At 70.0% G+C, this 15089-nt stretch carries 14 protein-coding genes; 5 read left to right on the forward strand and 9 right to left on the reverse strand.

All coding sequences use genetic code 11. The features are described from left to right. The first annotated feature begins 8 nt into the window (after positions 1 to 8). Together Q9R39_RS00750 and Q9R39_RS00755 are read left to right on the forward strand one after the other, a co-directional pair. Positions 9 to 1244 carry a polyprenyl synthetase family protein gene (locus tag Q9R39_RS00750; RefSeq protein WP_058251699.1) on the forward strand — a complete coding sequence of 412 codons (1236 nt, stop codon included), beginning with the start codon at positions 9 to 11 and terminating at the stop codon, positions 1242 to 1244. Continuing rightward, a complete protein-coding gene (locus tag Q9R39_RS00755; protein ID WP_058251698.1) occupies positions 1241 to 2884 on the forward strand; it encodes an alpha-(1->6)-mannopyranosyltransferase A in 1644 nt (547 codons plus the stop codon). Before Q9R39_RS00750 ends, Q9R39_RS00755 begins: the two co-directional genes overlap by 4 nt. On the opposite strand, the gene Q9R39_RS00760 is transcribed toward Q9R39_RS00755, so the two are convergent. After that, the gene (locus Q9R39_RS00760) at positions 2853 to 3218 is read right to left on the reverse strand and encodes an Rv2175c family DNA-binding protein (protein WP_058251861.1); all 366 of its coding nucleotides are present in this window, start codon (positions 3216 to 3218) and stop codon (positions 2853 to 2855) included. The two genes, Q9R39_RS00755 and Q9R39_RS00760, sit on opposite strands and share 32 nt — an antisense overlap. A 152-nt stretch (positions 3219 to 3370) precedes the next feature. On the opposite strand from Q9R39_RS00760, the gene Q9R39_RS00765 reads away from it, so the two are divergent. After that, positions 3371 to 4567, forward strand: a complete 1197-nt coding sequence (locus tag Q9R39_RS00765) for a protein kinase domain-containing protein (protein WP_058251697.1) — start codon at positions 3371 to 3373, stop codon at positions 4565 to 4567. Positions 4568 to 4579: 12 nt separating this feature from the next. On the opposite strand, the gene Q9R39_RS00770 is transcribed toward Q9R39_RS00765, so the two are convergent. Continuing rightward, positions 4580 to 5971, reverse strand: coding sequence for a class II 3-deoxy-7-phosphoheptulonate synthase (locus Q9R39_RS00770; RefSeq protein WP_058251696.1), 1392 nt, complete (start codon positions 5969 to 5971; stop codon positions 4580 to 4582). A gap of 44 nt (positions 5972 to 6015) precedes the next feature. Beyond that, positions 6016 to 6498 (reverse strand): polyadenylate-specific 3'-exoribonuclease AS, encoded by a 483-nt coding sequence (locus Q9R39_RS00775; RefSeq protein ID WP_058251695.1) that lies wholly within the window; start codon positions 6496 to 6498, stop codon positions 6016 to 6018. A 103-nt stretch (positions 6499 to 6601) separates the two neighbouring features. Here Q9R39_RS00775 and Q9R39_RS00780 point away from each other — a divergent pair, with 103 nt between their 5' ends. Further along, positions 6602 to 8173, forward strand: a complete 1572-nt coding sequence (locus Q9R39_RS00780) for a mannosyltransferase (protein WP_058251694.1) — start codon at positions 6602 to 6604, stop codon at positions 8171 to 8173. Between the two features lie 289 nt (positions 8174 to 8462). On the opposite strand, the gene Q9R39_RS00785 is transcribed toward Q9R39_RS00780, so the two are convergent. From Q9R39_RS00785 to Q9R39_RS00810, 6 genes are all read right to left on the reverse strand, one after another. Next, a complete protein-coding gene (locus tag Q9R39_RS00785) occupies positions 8463 to 9173 on the reverse strand; it encodes a 1-acyl-sn-glycerol-3-phosphate acyltransferase (RefSeq protein WP_058253139.1) in 711 nt (236 codons plus the stop codon). A 154-nt stretch (positions 9174 to 9327) separates the two neighbouring features. Beyond that, positions 9328 to 10335 carry an ROK family protein gene (locus Q9R39_RS00790; RefSeq protein ID WP_058253064.1) on the reverse strand — a complete coding sequence of 336 codons (1008 nt, stop codon included), beginning with the start codon at positions 10333 to 10335 and terminating at the stop codon, positions 9328 to 9330. Then, complete coding sequence (locus tag Q9R39_RS00795; RefSeq protein WP_058253065.1) at positions 10335 to 10841, reverse strand: hypothetical protein; 507 nt, start codon at positions 10839 to 10841, stop codon at positions 10335 to 10337. Before Q9R39_RS00795 ends, Q9R39_RS00790 begins: the two co-directional genes overlap by 1 nt. Positions 10842 to 11040: 199 nt before the next feature. Further along, positions 11041 to 12270 (reverse strand): ArsA-related P-loop ATPase, encoded by a 1230-nt coding sequence (locus Q9R39_RS00800; protein WP_078112874.1) that lies wholly within the window; start codon positions 12268 to 12270, stop codon positions 11041 to 11043. A gap of 20 nt (positions 12271 to 12290) precedes the next feature. Then, complete coding sequence (locus Q9R39_RS00805; protein WP_058253066.1) at positions 12291 to 12728, reverse strand: SRPBCC family protein; 438 nt, start codon at positions 12726 to 12728, stop codon at positions 12291 to 12293. Continuing rightward, complete coding sequence (locus Q9R39_RS00810; protein ID WP_058253067.1) at positions 12728 to 13159, reverse strand: hypothetical protein; 432 nt, start codon at positions 13157 to 13159, stop codon at positions 12728 to 12730. The genes Q9R39_RS00805 and Q9R39_RS00810 overlap by 1 nt, the downstream gene beginning before the upstream one ends. Positions 13160 to 13267: 108 nt before the next feature. Here Q9R39_RS00810 and Q9R39_RS00815 point away from each other — a divergent pair, with 108 nt between their 5' ends. Next, the gene (locus Q9R39_RS00815; protein ID WP_078112813.1) at positions 13268 to 15076 is read left to right on the forward strand and encodes a long-chain fatty acid--CoA ligase; all 1809 of its coding nucleotides are present in this window, start codon (positions 13268 to 13270) and stop codon (positions 15074 to 15076) included. Positions 15077 to 15089 lie beyond the last annotated feature (13 nt).

Raw genomic sequence — 15089 nt, forward strand, 5'->3', positions numbered from 1 at the left:
CTGGCAGGGTGACCTCCACGATCCCCACGCCCACCTCGCTCGATGCGGTTCCGGGCGCCGTCGAGGCCGAATTACGCGCCTTCTTCGACGACGCGGTCCCGGCCGCCGCCGCGATCGCACCGGTGGTCGGTGAGGCGGCCGAACTGATCCGGGAGTTCGTGCTGCGAGGAGGCAAACGCATCCGACCGGTCTTCGCCTTCGCCGGGTGGCGCTGCGGGACGTCGTCGTCGGACCGTGCCGTCGCCGGGGCCGCAGCCGAGGACGACGCCCCCGGCCCGCGGGACGCGCTGCGCGTCTGCGCCGCACTCGAACTCGTGCAGGCCTGCGCCCTGATCCACGACGACATCATCGACCGGTCGGACACCCGGCGCGGGTACCCGACCGTGCACCGGGAGTTCGAGTCACGGCACGCGAGCGCGGAGTGGGCCGGGGACTCCGGCGCCCACGGGGTGGCGGCCGCGATCCTCGCCGGCGACTTCGCGCTCGCCTGGGCGGACGACCTGGTCCACGGTCACCGGCCGGGGGTTTCGACAGGCTCAACCGGCGGGGACCGCTCAACCGGCGGGGACCGCTCAACCGGCAGGGACCGCTCCACCGGCAGGGACCGCTCAACCGGCAGGGACGGCGACCACCCGCTGCCCGCGGAGGTGGGCGCGACGTGGGCGGCGATGCGGACCGAGGTGCTCGGCGGCCAGTTCCTGGACATCGTGAACGAGGCCGGCGGCGACGACTCGACCGAGGCCGCCTACCGGGTGATGGAGTTCAAGACCGCCGCCTACACCGTCGCGCGATCGCTCGAGCTGGGTGCGCGACTCGCCGGTGCGTCCGAGCAGCTGGTGTCGACGCTGCGTGCGATCGGGCACGACCTCGGCATCGCCTTCCAGCTCCGCGACGATCTGCTCGGCGTCTTCGGCGATCCCGAACGCACGGGTAAACCGTCCGGGGACGATCTGGTCTCGGACAAGCACACGGCCCTGCGCGCGATCGCGCTGCAACGCGCCGATGCGGCCGACCCGGCCCTCGGCGCGCGGTTGCGCTCCTACTTCGGCCGCCGGCTCGACAGCGACGAATTGGGTTCCGCGCGAGACCTGTTCGTCGAGCTCGGCGCGGTGGCCGAGGTGGAGAACTCGATCGACGAGCTGTTGGGGTCGGCGTTGACCGCACTCGACGCCGCCGACATCGGCGACGACATCCGTGCCGAGCTGATCGCGGTCGCCCATCGCGTCGCGCACCGTCAGGCGTGAGCACTTCCGTGACAGGTGCCGCCACGGCCGGTCGGGGCGATCTGATCCTCGGCGCGATCGGGTCCGTGCTGGTCTGTCTCGGCAGCTTCGGGGTCGGCGACCCGCCGCGCAACTCCGCTCTTCTCTCCGATCTGGGTCTGAGCTGGATCACGTACGGGCACGGCAAGAACGTCTTCGGGACGCTGTTCTGGCTGGGCGTGTTCCTCATGGTGTTCGGGTGGGTCCGGCTGGGGCGTCGGATCATCTCCTCCACCACCGACACCGCGCCGACGACGCGGACGCTGAGCCGATGGGTGCTCGTGTGGACCGCTCCCCTGCTCGTCGCGGTGCCGGTGTACTCGCGCGACGTCTACGCCTATCTCGCCCAGGGCGCGGTGTTCGGCGCCGGTTTCGACCCGTATGCCGACGGTCCCGCCCACCTGCCCGGTCCGCTCGTCGACAGCATGGCGCAGGTCTGGGCGACCACGACGGCACCGTACGGCCCCTTCTTCATGGGCATGCTGCGCGTCGTCACCGAGATCACCGGCGACCAGGTCGTCCTCGGCGTGCTGGCCATCCGGCTGGTGCTGCTGCCCGGACTCTTCCTGTCCCTCTGGGCGATCCCCCGATTGGCGGAGCGGTTCGGGGCCTCCCCGCAAGCCGGACTCTGGCTGGTGCTCTTCAACCCGCTGGTCCTGATCCATCTCGTGGCGGGACCGCACGTGGAGCTGCTGATGATGGGCGTCCTCGTCACCGGGATCGTCCTGGTGGTCGACGGCCGGCACGTGGTGGGCACAGCCGTCCTGGCGCTCGCGGTGTCGATCAAGATCACCGCCGGCATCGCACTGCCGTTCGTCTTGTGGATCTGGCTGTCGCACATCCGTTCCCGGCGACCGGTGACCGCCCGCGACGTGGTGACGGTGTTCGCATCCATCGTCGGGATCGCGGTCGCGGTGTTCGGCCTGTGGACCCTGGTGATCGGCTTGGGACTCGGCTGGCTCACCGGCCTGGGGTGGGCCGACGTCATCATCAACTGGTTCACCATTCCCACCCTCGCCGCCCATGTCGTGACCCTCGTCGCGGCGCCGTTCGTCGCCCTCAATCTGCAACCGGTGCTGGAGGTCACGCGGGCAATCGGTTCGGTGGTCCTCGCGGTCACGCTGGTCGCGCTCTGGTGGCGCCACCGCCACGACGTGCGGGACGCGGTCGCCGGGATGGCGTGGGCGATGCTGGCTGTACTCCTGCTCGAGCCGTCGACGCTGCCCTGGTACTACACGTGGGTGCTGGTGATCGCGGTGGCCTTCGACCTGCCGATGTGGGTGCGGGCCACGGTCGTCGGTGCCTCGACGTTCCTGCTGATCGTGTTCCAGCCCGACGACGCGATCGTCTTCTACAAACCTGTCGAGGTGACGCTGGCGGCCGCACTGGCCGGCGTCGCGGCCTGGTCGCTGACCCGTCGGGACCCGTTGCGGCTGAGCCGGTTCGGCAGGTGGGCGTGGGGCGCGACCCCGGCCGGCGAGGGCACTCTCGCGTCGGATGTCCTCGCGGAGACGGGCGTCGAGGAGTCGGGGCGCGCCGAGGCCGAGCACCGGGAGTCCGGACCCCGGGGGTTCGGGGCCGGGGCGTCGCTCAGAAAGCCTGGGCCTGCGCCCGGCGGATGACCTCGCGGGCGAGATCCGTGTGCAGCGCTGCCGCCGGGTGGAGTCCGAGATCCTCCTGCTCGGTGAACAGCCACTCCATCACCTCGTCGCGCGTGTAACCGCCGTCGATCAGGACCGCCACGAGCCCGTAGAAGTGTTTCGCGACGCCGCCCTCGTCCACGAAGAGCGCCGGAATCGCCGGGTATCCGTTGTGGGAGACCGCGAGCAGGTGATGGTCACGGATGAGTGTCCGCACCCGGTTGGTCGACACCCCGAGGCGGTCGGCGACATCGTCGATCGACAGGAACTCGGTGTCGGAAGGCAGAGTGTCAGGCGACAACGGTAGGGAACCCACGTCGAAAGGGTAGCCGGTAGTCGGGAGCGGGAGAAACCGTCGGGTCGCGACGACATGACGAACGAGACCCGCGAACGCCCCGGCGGCGACACCCTCGGTCGGCATCGTGCCGATGCTCTCGACCGGCCCGGGCTGCAGGTAGATTCGGCAGCGTGAACTCCCCCGTCGACACGATGCTCGGGACCGTCCTCGAGGACCGGTACCGGATCGACGCGCCCATCGCGCGAGGCGGCATGTCGGCGGTCTACCTCGCCGTCGACCTGCGGCTGGGACGCGACGTGGCGGTGAAGGTGATGGACTCCCGGTACTCGGGAGACCCACAGTTCTTGCGCCGCTTCGAGTTCGAGGCACGCGCGGTCGCCGGCCTGAAACATCCCGGGCTCGTCTCGGTGTACGACCAGGGCATCGACGACGGCATCGCGTTCCTAGTGATGGAACTGGTCGACGGGGGCAGCCTGCGCGAACTGTTGCGCGAGCGCGGCCCGATGCCACCCCATGCCGTCGTCGCGGTGGCCGCGCCGGTACTCGGCGGGCTCGGCACCGCACATGCCGCGGGTCTGGTGCACCGGGACGTGAAACCCGAGAACGTGCTCATCTCCGACGAGGGCGAGGTCAAGGTCGCGGACTTCGGACTGGTGCGAGCCGTGGCCGAGGCCGGGGTGACCTCGGCCAGCGTGATCCTCGGGACCGCTGCCTACCTCTCCCCCGAACAGGTCGAGTCCACCCACGCCGACGCTCGCAGCGATGTCTACTCCATGGGTGTGATGATGTTCGAACTCCTCACGGGCAGAACACCTTTCTCGGGCGACTCACCCCTGGCCCTCGCCTACCAGCGACTCAGCTTCGACGTGCCGGCGCCGGGCGACGTGATCCCGGGGGTGCCGGAGGAGTTCGACGAGATCGTGCTGCGCGCGACCGAACGCGACCCCGCCGATCGATATGCCGACGGCTTCGACATGCAACGGGCCCTGCTCGCCGTCGCCGACGAACTCGACCTCCCGCCGTTCACGGTGCCCGCGCCGCGCCGGTCGGCCGAGCGTCAGACGGTGTCGCGCTACCGGGGCCCCGATCCCGGCGGCCATGGCACCCGGGTCCAGTCGGTGCCCGGCCCGGCGCGGCCCGCGGACACAGCCACACCCGTGGAGCAACCTGCGGCCGAGCGCGACGACGTCGGCTCCGCGCCGCGTCCGGTGACCCGTCGTACCTCACGGCCGATGGCCGTCGAGCCCGAACTCATCGGCGGCAGCCGGCTCGGCGCGCTGGTCTGGATAGTCGTCGTGCTGGTGCTGGTCGGCGGCCTCGGCGCCCTCGGTTTCTGGGTCGGCAGCACGTTCCTGGCGATCGGCTGACGCCCCGCTCCCTCAGCCGCGCAGCATCTCCGCGACGAGGAACGCCAGCTCGAGCGACTGCTGCGTGTTCAACCGCGGGTCGCAGGCGGTCTCGTAGCGTCCCCCGAGGTCGAGATCCGAGATCTCCTGTGCGCCACCGAGACATTCGGTGACGTCCTCGCCGGTCAACTCGACGTGGACGCCACCGGGATGGCTGCCCAACGCGCGATGCACCTCGAAGAACCCCTGCACCTCGTCGACGATGCGGTCGAAGTGCCGGGTCTTGAAGCCGGTCGACGCCTCATGGGTGTTGCCGTGCATCGGATCGCACTGCCAGATGACCTTGTGGCCGGTCGCCTCGACGGCGCCGACGATGGCCGGCAGCACGTCGCGGACCTTGCCGTTGCCCATCCGCGCGACGAGCGTGAGTCGCCCGGGCACGTTGTGCGGATCGAGACGCTCGACGTATTCGACGGCCTGCTCGGGCGTCGTCGTGGGCCCGATCTTGACGCCGATCGGATTGCTGATGAGCTCCGCGAACGCGATGTGGGCGCCGTCGAGCTGGCGGGTCCTCTCCCCGATCCACAGGAAGTGGGCGGAGAGGTCGTAGAGGACCTTGCCGGCACCCTCGGGGTCGTCGGCCAGCCGCAGCATGGCGCGTTCGTAGTCGAGGACGAGCGCTTCGTGCGAGGCGAAGATGGAGGCGGAGTTCAGATTCGAATCGGTGACGCCGCAGGCGTCCATGAACCGCAGGCCGCGATCGATCTCGGACGCCAGGGCCTCGTAGCGTGCGCCGGCCGGTGACGTACGCACGAACTCGCGGTTCCAGTCGTGCACCCGGCTCAGATCCGCCTCGGCCTGGGTGAGGGCGCGGACCAGGTTCATCGCGGCCGCGGCATTCGCGTAGGCGCGCACCAGCCGGGACGGGTCGTGTGCCCGCACCGCCGCGTCGGCCACGAATCCGTTGACCATGTCGCCGCGGTAGGAGGGCAGCCCCAGGGCGTCGGTGTCGGATGATCGCGGCTTGGCGTACTGGCCTGCGATCCGGGCGACCTTGACCACCGGCATGCTGGCGCCGTAGGTGAGCACGACCGCCATCTGCAACAACGTGCGGATATTGCCCTTGATGTGCGGTTCGGTGTTGTCGGCGAACGTCTCCGCACAGTCACCGCCCTGCAGGAGGAATGCACGCCCCTCGGCGACGTCGGCCAGCTGCGCGGCGAGCGTCTGGACCTCGGCGGGCATACAGATCGGCGGGACCGACTCGAGGACGGTCCGCATCTTGCGCGCCTCGTCGGCCGGCCAGCTCGGCTGCTGTACCGCCGGGCGGCTCATCGCGTCGTCGAAACGCGTCTGGAGATCCCCCGGAAGCGGCGGGAGCTCGGGAAGGTCGTCGATCGGAACGTCTACGGTCCAGTTCACCACCCGTCCAGGGTAGAGGAGACGTGGGGAGTGGATTCGTCCGCGGGTCAGACGCGGGCCTTCTCGATCGCCTCCCACCGGCGCAGGTTGTGCCGGGCGTCGCTCAGCGCGTCGTGCGCGTCCGACGGCGTGGGCGGCAGCGCCGGTCGGCCCGCGGCCTCCCAGTGCTGCCGCAGCTCACGGGTGAACCGCGGGATCTCACGCGGCAGCGCGGTCATGGGACCCCACAACTGGCACAGCACGACATGGTCGTAGGCGCCCACCCAGGCCCACAGCTCGATGTCGGAGCCGTCGGCGGTGAGGAACTCGAGGAGATCTTCCCGGATGCGTCGACGGTCCCGCCACGCGGACGACGACGGCGAGGGCAGTTTCGGCAGCACGTTGGCCCGCACCCAGTCCCCCGCCCGGCCGGGGTCGAAATCGGTCGACACCGCGTAGAACTCGCGGCCGTCCTCACCGACGACCCCGATCGAGACCAGCTCGATGGTGGTGCCGTCCTCGATGAACTCCGAGTCGTAGAAGAAACGCATGGGTCAAGTATTCACACACACTCGTGCCGACCCGCTCACCGCGCACCGTTTCGCCATACCGCCCTCCGGCTGTCTACCCTGGTATTTCGTGCGCTCCAGGTCCGTGCTGGCGACCGCTCTCCTGGCGGCGTCGATCATCGCGCGGCTCGTCTGGGACACGCTGACCGTGAACGGCAGGAACTTCGTGGACCTGCACGTTTACCGCGACGGTTCGGCGGGTCTCGCCGACGGGTCGCTCTATCTCTTCACCTACGCCGGTGAGACCGACTTCGCCCTGCCCTTCACGTATCCGCCGTTCGCGGCCGTCGTGTTGTACCCGTTGTCGCTCGTGCCATGGGACCTGGTGGCCATCGGCTGGCAGCTCGCGACGTTCGGAGCTCTGTACACCTGCGTCGTCCTCGCCTTACGCCTGTGCGGGTCGACGACCGACGTCTACGCCGTGGCCGCACTCTGGACCGCCCCCGCGATCTGGTGCGAACCGGTCCGGGTCACGCTGGACTACGGCCAGATCAACGTCTTCCTGATGCTGGGCACCCTGCTGGCGGTCACCTGGGCGCGCAGCGACCGCGGGGTGCTCGCCGGCGGCGCACTCATCGGTCTGATGGCCGGGGTCAAGCTCACCCCGGCGATCTCCGGGCTCTGGTATCTCGCCGCCCGCAAACCCCTGGGCGCCCCGGCCGCCGCGGTCGCCTTCGTCTTCACCGTTCTCGGTTGCCTGCTGCTCTTCCCCGACGTCACCCGCACCTACTACGGGACCCTGCTCGGCGACGCCGAGCGCATCGGTCCCGTCGAGGCAGTGATCAATCAGAGCCTGCGTGGCACCCTGTCCCGCTTCGTGGGCTTCGACGTGGGGTCGGGCTGGATCTGGATGGTCGGCGTCCTGGTCGCGGTCGTGGTGGCGGTGTTCGCCGGCCGTGCGGTGTCCGACGCCCTCGGCATCCTGCTGGTGGTCCAGCTCTTCGGACTCCTGGTGTCGCCGATCTCGTGGGTGCATCACTGGGTGTGGATCATCCCGCTGGGAATCTGGCTCGTGCACGGCACCGGTTCGCGGCGCCGGGGCGCGCGGGCGGTCCTCGGGATGTGGATCGTGGTCGCGGGCCTCGGGATTCCGTGGTTGCTCCGGGTCACGATCGAGTACGGTCCCCATCCCCCGGCGGCACTCGAGGCGATCTTCGGGGCCGCGTGGCCCGCGGCCACGTTCGTCACCTTCGCCTGGATGATCGCGACGCGCGCCGCGCGCGACGAACCCCGCGACACCCGACCGCGCGACGTCGTCGCCGCGGCGATCGTCGCCGACGGCCGCGTGCTGCTGGCGCAGCGGTCCCGTCCGGCCGAACTCGCCGGTCTGTGGGAACTGCCCGGCGGTCGTGTCGAGTCGGGGGAAACCCATGCGGCGGCGCTGGTTCGGGAGATCCGCGAGGAGCTCGGAGCCGAGGTCGAAGCCGGCGAGGGCGTCGGCTCCCCGGTCGCGCTGCCCGGTGGCCTGACCCTGCACGCCTACGTGGCGCGGTTGCGCTCGGGGACTCCGACCGCGCTCGAGCACCTCGACGTGCGCTGGTTCTCCGCCGACGAGCTACGACACCTCGACGCCGCCGAGATCGTCCCGGCAGATCGCGACTGGATACCGGAGCTGTGCGCCGTCCTGGACGGCACCCGGGTCGGCGACGCCGGCTGACCGACCACGGCGAGCGTTGCCGAGAAGCGAGCTTGCGCGCATCACCACGCTCCTGAAGAGCGCTTGCGAACATCACCCCGCTCCCTTAGGAGGCCGCAGCTTGCGGAGGGGCGCAACCAACCACCGCTCCCTGAGGAGCGCCCGGAGCTTGCGGAGGGCGCGTCACGAAGGGTTTGCCCCGCATCTCACCAGGACCCTTCGTGACGCTCGCAAGCTCGCTCCTCAGGGAGCAGAGGGAGGGCATCGCTCGCACCTCATCTCAGGGCGCAGAGGGAGGTCAGAGACTTCCTCAAGCGGCGGCGTCGGCCGCCGGGGGCTCGACCGGCGGGGCCTGGTTCTTCAGGCTCGCGGCGTAGACGTCGACGTACTGCTGACCCGAGAGCTGCATCAGCTCGTACATGATCTCGTCGGTGACCGCGCGTTCGATGTAGCGGTTGCCCTCCATGCCCTCGTAGCGCGAGAAGTCCAAGGGCTTGCCGATGCGCACCGACACCCGAGTGGGTCGCGGCAGGATACTGCCCGGCGGGTTGAACTTGTGGGTGTCGATCATCGCGACGGGGATGACCGGCACCCCGGTGTCCATGGCCAGCCGGGCGAGACCGGTCTTTCCCTTGTAGAGGCGTCCGTCGGGCGATCGGGTGCCCTCGGGGTACATCCCCATCAGCTTGCCCTTGTCGAGCTGGCGGCGTGCCGCGGTGAGCGCACCCTCGGCGGCCTCGGCCCCCGACCGATCGATGGGGATCTGACCGACCGCGGTGAAGAACCAGCGCTGGAAGCCACCCTTGAGCCCCGTACCGGTGAAGTACTCGCTCTTGGCGAGGAAGTAGATGCGGCGATCCACCATCAGCGGCAGGAAGAAGCTGTCCATCACCGCGAGGTGATTGCTCGCCAGGATCGCCGGGCCGTCGGTCGGGATGTTCTCGTGTCCTTCGATCGTCGGCCGGCCGAGGACCCGCAGGATCGGACCGAGAAAGATGTACTTGAACGCCCAGTACCACATGAGAATCTCCTCGCCGCGCACACCGACCCGATGACCACCGCCGGACAACCGCGCCGCGGAGACCGCGGAACCGAGGAGTGTCCCGACGCCAAGACCTTACCCGCGTCGCACTCTACCGTCCGGCCGGGACCGCTCGGGGTCTCGCCGGGAGCACTCAGAGCCCGGAGACCGGCCGTGTCTCGGGGTGCGGGTCGGCCAGAGGGCGTGCGGCCGTCCGGATCGCCTGTCGCGCAACCTCGGCCGCGCCCACGACGCCGGCGGTCTCGCCGAGCTGGGTACCGCGGATACGCGCGAGCTGACGGTGTCCGGCACCGGTGACCTGGCGGGCGTAGTGCTCCCGGGCCTCGTCGAGGAACAGCCCCGACGCCGCGCCGACGCCGCCGGCCAGGACGATGAGGTCGGGGTCGAAGATGTCGGCGATCATCGCGAGCCCCTGGCCGAGCGACGTCGCGAACCGCGCGAACGCGGCCAGCGCGACGGCGTCCCCGTCGGCGGCCGCGCGGGCGACCCGACGGCCGGTCAGCGACCCGGGGTCCGCGGCGACATCGGCGGCGAGTTGGCTGCGCCCCCAGTCGCCGTCGGCGAGCAACTCGACCACGGTGTCCACGAGTGCTGTGCCGCTGCAGTACCGCTCCCAGCAGCCGCGTTTGCCACAGGCACAGGCGCGCCCGTCGGGGACGATCGTCAGATGTCCGAGTTCCGGTGCGACGCCGTAACTTCCGCGATAGATCTCCCCGTCGATCACGAACCCGGCGCCGATCCCGGTCCCGATCGCGAGGACGACGGTGTTGTGTCCACGGGCGGCCGCGCCGAACCGCCATTCGGCCACCGCGGCGGCGTTGGCGTCGTGTTCGGCGAAGACCGGGATCCCAACGCGGCGGGTCATCTCCTCGGCGACCGGCGCCTCGCGCCAGGGCAGATGCGGCGCGAACCGGACGATGCTGCGGTCGGTGGTCAGGAAGCCGGCGATCGCGAGCCCGACGGCCTTCGCGTCCCAGCGCGAGGTCAGTTCGCCGACCAACCGGTCCAGACAGTGTTCGAGCGCGGCCGCGGTCGGCGGGGTCTGCGCGCGGAGGGTGTCGAGCATCGTCCCCCGGTCGTCGACCACCGAGGCGCGCACGCTGGTGCCGCCGATGTCGATGCCGATCGTCAGGTCGCCCATCAGTTCTCCTGCCCGGGGCCGGGTCCGGGGGGCGGCGTGGCCCGCCGTGAGGCATCACCGCGTCGCGGTGTGCCGGCCTCGCGCCCGGCGGCCGGTCCGTTGAGTCGCACTGCAATCGGTTCGTACTGGCGTGGTGTCGCCGATGAGGTCGGCGACGAACGCAGCGCCTCGGCGATGGCCTCGAGTACGGCGATGACCGCCGCGATCAGCCGGGCGACCAGATCGCCGATCTCGGCGAGCAACGAGGTGATCTCCCCCGACGCCCCGGAGAGCGCATGCCCGAGCGGACCACCGTCGGCGAAAGCAGCGAAACCGGGGCGCGTCCCCGTTGCATCCGCACCACCGGCGGTGGCCGACTGCGGAGCCGGCGCGAAGAGCGCGGCCAGGTGGTCGATCTGGGCGGCCAGTCCGAGCAGCAGGTCGCGCACCGGATCGGCGGGTCCGTCGCGACGCCCGTCCGCGGACCCGTCACCGGCCTGCCGGAACGTCTCGTCGTCCGTGCCCATCGCCAACTTTCCCCTTTCCCGGCCCCGCGCGAACACCCACCCGCGTGTCTGTCGTCGGGGTCATCGGCACCGTACCCTGCCGTCTCGAACAGTGCGGTCTGGCGAACGTACCCCGCCCGGGCGGGATCATTCCACCACCGCCGTCCCACCTGGCCGTCGGGAACTGGGCGGCGTCGACGTACCGGGCCGAGGAACCGGCTCAGTTCTGCGGCCGGGGCCACACCGCCGGATCGGGGACGAAGCCGATGCCCAGGGTCGTGCCGTCCCAGTCGGCGTCGACGACCGTGCAACGTCGTAGCACCGACGGCAGCCGCACTGGATGGCGGAACCCCGCAATCGTCACCAGGAGGTCGTCTCCGCTGCGCCCGAGAGCCAGCGAATCCGGATCCGGTAGGCGCTGCGGCCACGACAACCGGTACACCGGACCAGTCGGCTTTCCGCTCACGCGCCCCTGGCCCGCCTCGACCTCGGCCGCCGCCGAACCCCGGGGGACGCCGTGCGGTGCCGGCAACGAGACCGAGAGCTTGCGGAGCCGCGCCATGCGATCGATCGCACCAGGCGATTTCTCGACCACCTCGACGACGACGGAACGCGAACCGTCGGAACCGGCGAGTTCGGCCCGCACCATGTCCGCGACCTCGGCCGCCGGTTCGGCGCCGACGCCCGCGTTGACCTGGACCGAGGCCAGCGGCAGGCCCATGAGGTCGGCAGCGGCGAGATGGTGGCCGGTGAGTCGTCGGCTCCGGTCGTCGGCGGCGAGAACGAGGTGCACCGCCACCGCATGCGGATCGGCGAACAGTTCGGCGATGTCGAGGCAGTCCCGGTCGATGGCGTCGACCGCGGCCGTCAGTTGCGCGACCATCGGACGCTCGGAAGCCATCGCGAGGCGTCGGTGACGCGGCCAGAACCGGTTGAGGGCCTGGCTGAGAACTGCTCCGCCACGGAGGAACTGGAGTGGGTCACCACACCCGGAACAGTCGACGACGATCCGCTGCCACCGGCCGCTGATCGCCTCGTCCCGGATACGGCGCAGGAGCAGGAAATCGTCGATCCCGGGCAACGAGGTGAGCTCGGCGGCGTCGATCCCGGCCAGGGTGCCGACGCCGGGCAGGGCCGTCTTGCTGCGGCTCACGGTGTGCTCGAGCACCTCGACGAACGCCGACCATGTGCGTTCGGTGAGGTCCAGTCGGTCCAGGGTCAACAGGTGCAGGTATTTGGACACCGCGACGGGCTCGCCGGGCCGGCGGTACACCCGTGCCCAGTCGGGAACCGGCGACCAGCGGTCGACGGTGATGAGGAGCGTGTCGGATTCGGCTGCCGACAGGCCCGACCGGGGCACGGCCTTGGCCGCCCGGGAGGTGCCGGGACGCTGGGTCGCGCCGGCGGCCGCGACCGCGGAGACACCGGAACCCCCCGGCCCGAGCACGATGTGGATGGGTGTGAGATCGATCAGCCTTCGACCCTCTTCTTGAGGTCGTTCAGCGCGGCATCGGTGATCGCCTTCTCGGCTCGCCGCTTCAGCTGCCCGATCATGGGCACCTGCAGGTCGACCATGAGTTCGTAGGTCACCTTCGTCGATCCCGGGACCTGTTGGGTCAGCACGTATCGTCCGCGCTGATCCTTCTGCAGATCGCTCGACACCAGGCGCCACGACACCGCGGGGGCGTTCCGATCCCATTCGTAGGCAAGCACATACGTGTCTTGGAGGACGCCGGCGTCGAGCACGAACCGGACCTCGAGGGCGCGGCCGGCTTCATCGGTGCGCAGCACCTCGACCTCGCGGGCGGCGGTCACCCACTCCGGGTAGTGCTCGAAGTCGGCGATGACGGCGAGGATGGCGTCGGCGTCGGCGCCGATGACGATGTCGCGTTCGGTGTGGTCGGCCATCACCGCATCCCGGCCGACTCGAGACCGGCGGCGGGACCACCGACGACACGGCCCTTCTCCAGCAGTCGTTTGACCTCGAACGAGACCTCTTTGCCCGTCACGCGGCGCAGCTTGTTCTCCTCGGCCAGCACGTCGGCGCGGGTGCGGGGGTCGTCGGGCAGCGGACCGGTGGGTTCGGCGTGGAGGAAGTAGTGGAGCACGAAGCCGTCGAGGACCGCCTCGTTCCAGATCTCCATCGTCCCCGACACCGGACCCGCGACCTGCCAGCGCACGCCCTGCTCGCCCCGGTCCTCGGTGACCGCCAGACGCAGGTCCGGCCACCACCGGCGCCAGTTGGCGGGGTCGCCGATCACGGCGGTCGCCGACGGCGGCGCCGCGGCGACGAAGACCTCGTCGGCCACCTGGATGCTCGTCACGCCCACTAGCTTCACATACTCGTGTCGGCGCAGGGTAGTGCACCCGAAACCGACGTCGCGATGAGTCCGATTCCGTGTCGGGGATACGATTCGGTGACTGATGTCTACTGGAGGGTAACCACGATGGGCGAGTACAGCGTGCCCGCGAAGTTCTCGATCGGCGACGACGAGAACTGCACGAACATCATCTTCGGCCTGGCGCACCGATCACCGCAGCACATCGTGTTCCGCCACAAGCAGGGCGACCGGTGGGAGCCGGTCACCGCCGCCGAGGCCGCCTCCCGCATCTCCGCCATCGCCAAGGGCCTGATCGCCTCCGGGGTCAACCCCGGGGACCGGGTGGCGCTGCTGTCGCGCACCCGCCTCGAGTGGAATCTCTTCGACTTCGCGATCTGGTCCGCGGGCGCGATCACCGTGCCCATCTACGATTCCTCCTCCGCCGGCCAGATCGAATGGATCATGCAGGATTCCGGTGCGGTCGCGATCGTCCTGGAGGACGACGGACATCGCGCCGAGTTCGAGTCCATCGACTCCCTGACCACGCCGGTGACCGTCTTCCAGATCGACCGCACCGACGGGCCGGGTGCCGTCGGCGAGCTCGTCGCCGCCGGTGCCGACGTCCACGACGACGAGGTCGCGGCCCGCCGGGCCACCGTCAAGGCCGCCGACCCGGCGACGCTGATCTACACCTCGGGGACCACCGGACGCCCCAAGGGCTGCGAACTCACCCACGCCAACATGCTGTCGGAGGTGCGGGCGGTCCTCGCCGGCGACATCCTCGATCAGGTCATCGCCCGCGACGAGAAGCGTCTGCTCATGTTCCTGCCCCTCGCCCACGTCCTCGCGCGCGCCATCACGCTCGTCGCGATCGAGGCCGGCGCCGAAGTCGGGCACACGAGCGACATCCCGAACCTCGTCGACGAATTCGCCGTCTTCAAACCGTCGCTCATCCTGTCCGTGCCGCGCGTGTTCGAGAAGGTCTACAACACCGCCCGCCAGAAGGCCCACGACGGCGGCAAGGGCAAGATCTTCGACGCCGCGTCCGAGACCGCGATCGCGTACTCACAGGCGAAGGAGAAGGGGCAGGTCGGACTCGCACTGAAGGTCAAGCACGGCGTCTTCGACGCGCTCGTCTACAAGAAGCTCCGGGCCGCCCTCGGCGGCGAGTGCCAGATGGCGATCTCCGGTGGCGCGCCGCTCGGCGCCCGACTGGGCCACTTCTTCTCCGGCGTCGGCGTGCCGGTGTACGAGGGCTACGGCCTGACCGAGACCACGGCCGCGTTCAGCGTGAACACGCCGTCGGCGTCGAAGATCGGCAGTGTCGGAAAACCGTTGTCGGGCAATGCCGTTCGGATCGGTGACGATGGTGAGGTGCTGTTGCGCGGCGGGGTCGTCTTCACCGAGTACTGGCAGAACCCCGAGGCGACCGCATCCGCGGTCGTCGACGGCTGGTTCCATACCGGCGACCTCGGCACCGTCGACGCCGACGGCTTCATCACCATCACCGGCCGCAAGAAGGAACTGATCGTGACCGCGGGCGGCAAGAACGTCTCCCCCGCCGGACTCGAGGACGTCATCCGCGCCAACGCCCTGATCTCGCAGGCCACCGTCGTCGGTGACGCGAAACCGTTTGTGGCAGCCCTGATCACGATCGATCCGGAAGCGTTCCCGGCGTGGAAGGAGCGCACCGGCAAGCCCGCGTCCGCGACGGTCGCCGACCTCGCCGACGACGCCGACCTGCGCGCCGAGGTCCAGTCGGCCGTCGACCTCGCCAACAAGACGGTGTCGCATTCAGAGGCCATCAAGAAGTTCCGCATCCTGCCGACCGACTTCACCGAGGAGACCGGCGAGATGACGCCGACCCTCAAGGTCAAGCGCAACGTCGTCGTGGAGAAGTTCGCCGGCGACATCGAGGCGATCTACCAGCGGTGAGCTCCCCGCCTGC

It is taken from the genome of Gordonia sp. AC31 (assembly GCF_031844505.1).
Classification (GTDB): domain Bacteria; phylum Actinomycetota; class Actinomycetes; order Mycobacteriales; family Mycobacteriaceae; genus Gordonia; species Gordonia hongkongensis.

What these genes read in the sequence shown, in the direction of transcription:
- Q9R39_RS00805 (WP_058253066.1), bottom strand. Translation starts at nt 12,728, where the DNA reads ATGGCCGACCACACCGAACGCGACATCGTCATCGGCGCCGACGCCGAC.
- Q9R39_RS00785 (WP_058253139.1), bottom strand. Translation starts at nt 9,173, where the DNA reads ATGTGGTACTGGGCGTTCAAGTACATCTTTCTCGGTCCGATCCTGCGG.
- Q9R39_RS00790 (WP_058253064.1), bottom strand. Translation starts at nt 10,335, where the DNA reads ATGGGCGACCTGACGATCGGCATCGACATCGGCGGCACCAGCGTGCGC.
- Q9R39_RS00795 (WP_058253065.1), bottom strand. Translation starts at nt 10,841, where the DNA reads ATGGGCACGGACGACGAGACGTTCCGGCAGGCCGGTGACGGGTCCGCG.
- Q9R39_RS00775 (WP_058251695.1), bottom strand. Translation starts at nt 6,498, where the DNA reads ATGCGTTTCTTCTACGACTCGGAGTTCATCGAGGACGGCACCACCATC.
- Q9R39_RS00815 (WP_078112813.1), top strand. Translation starts at nt 13,268, where the DNA reads ATGGGCGAGTACAGCGTGCCCGCGAAGTTCTCGATCGGCGACGACGAG.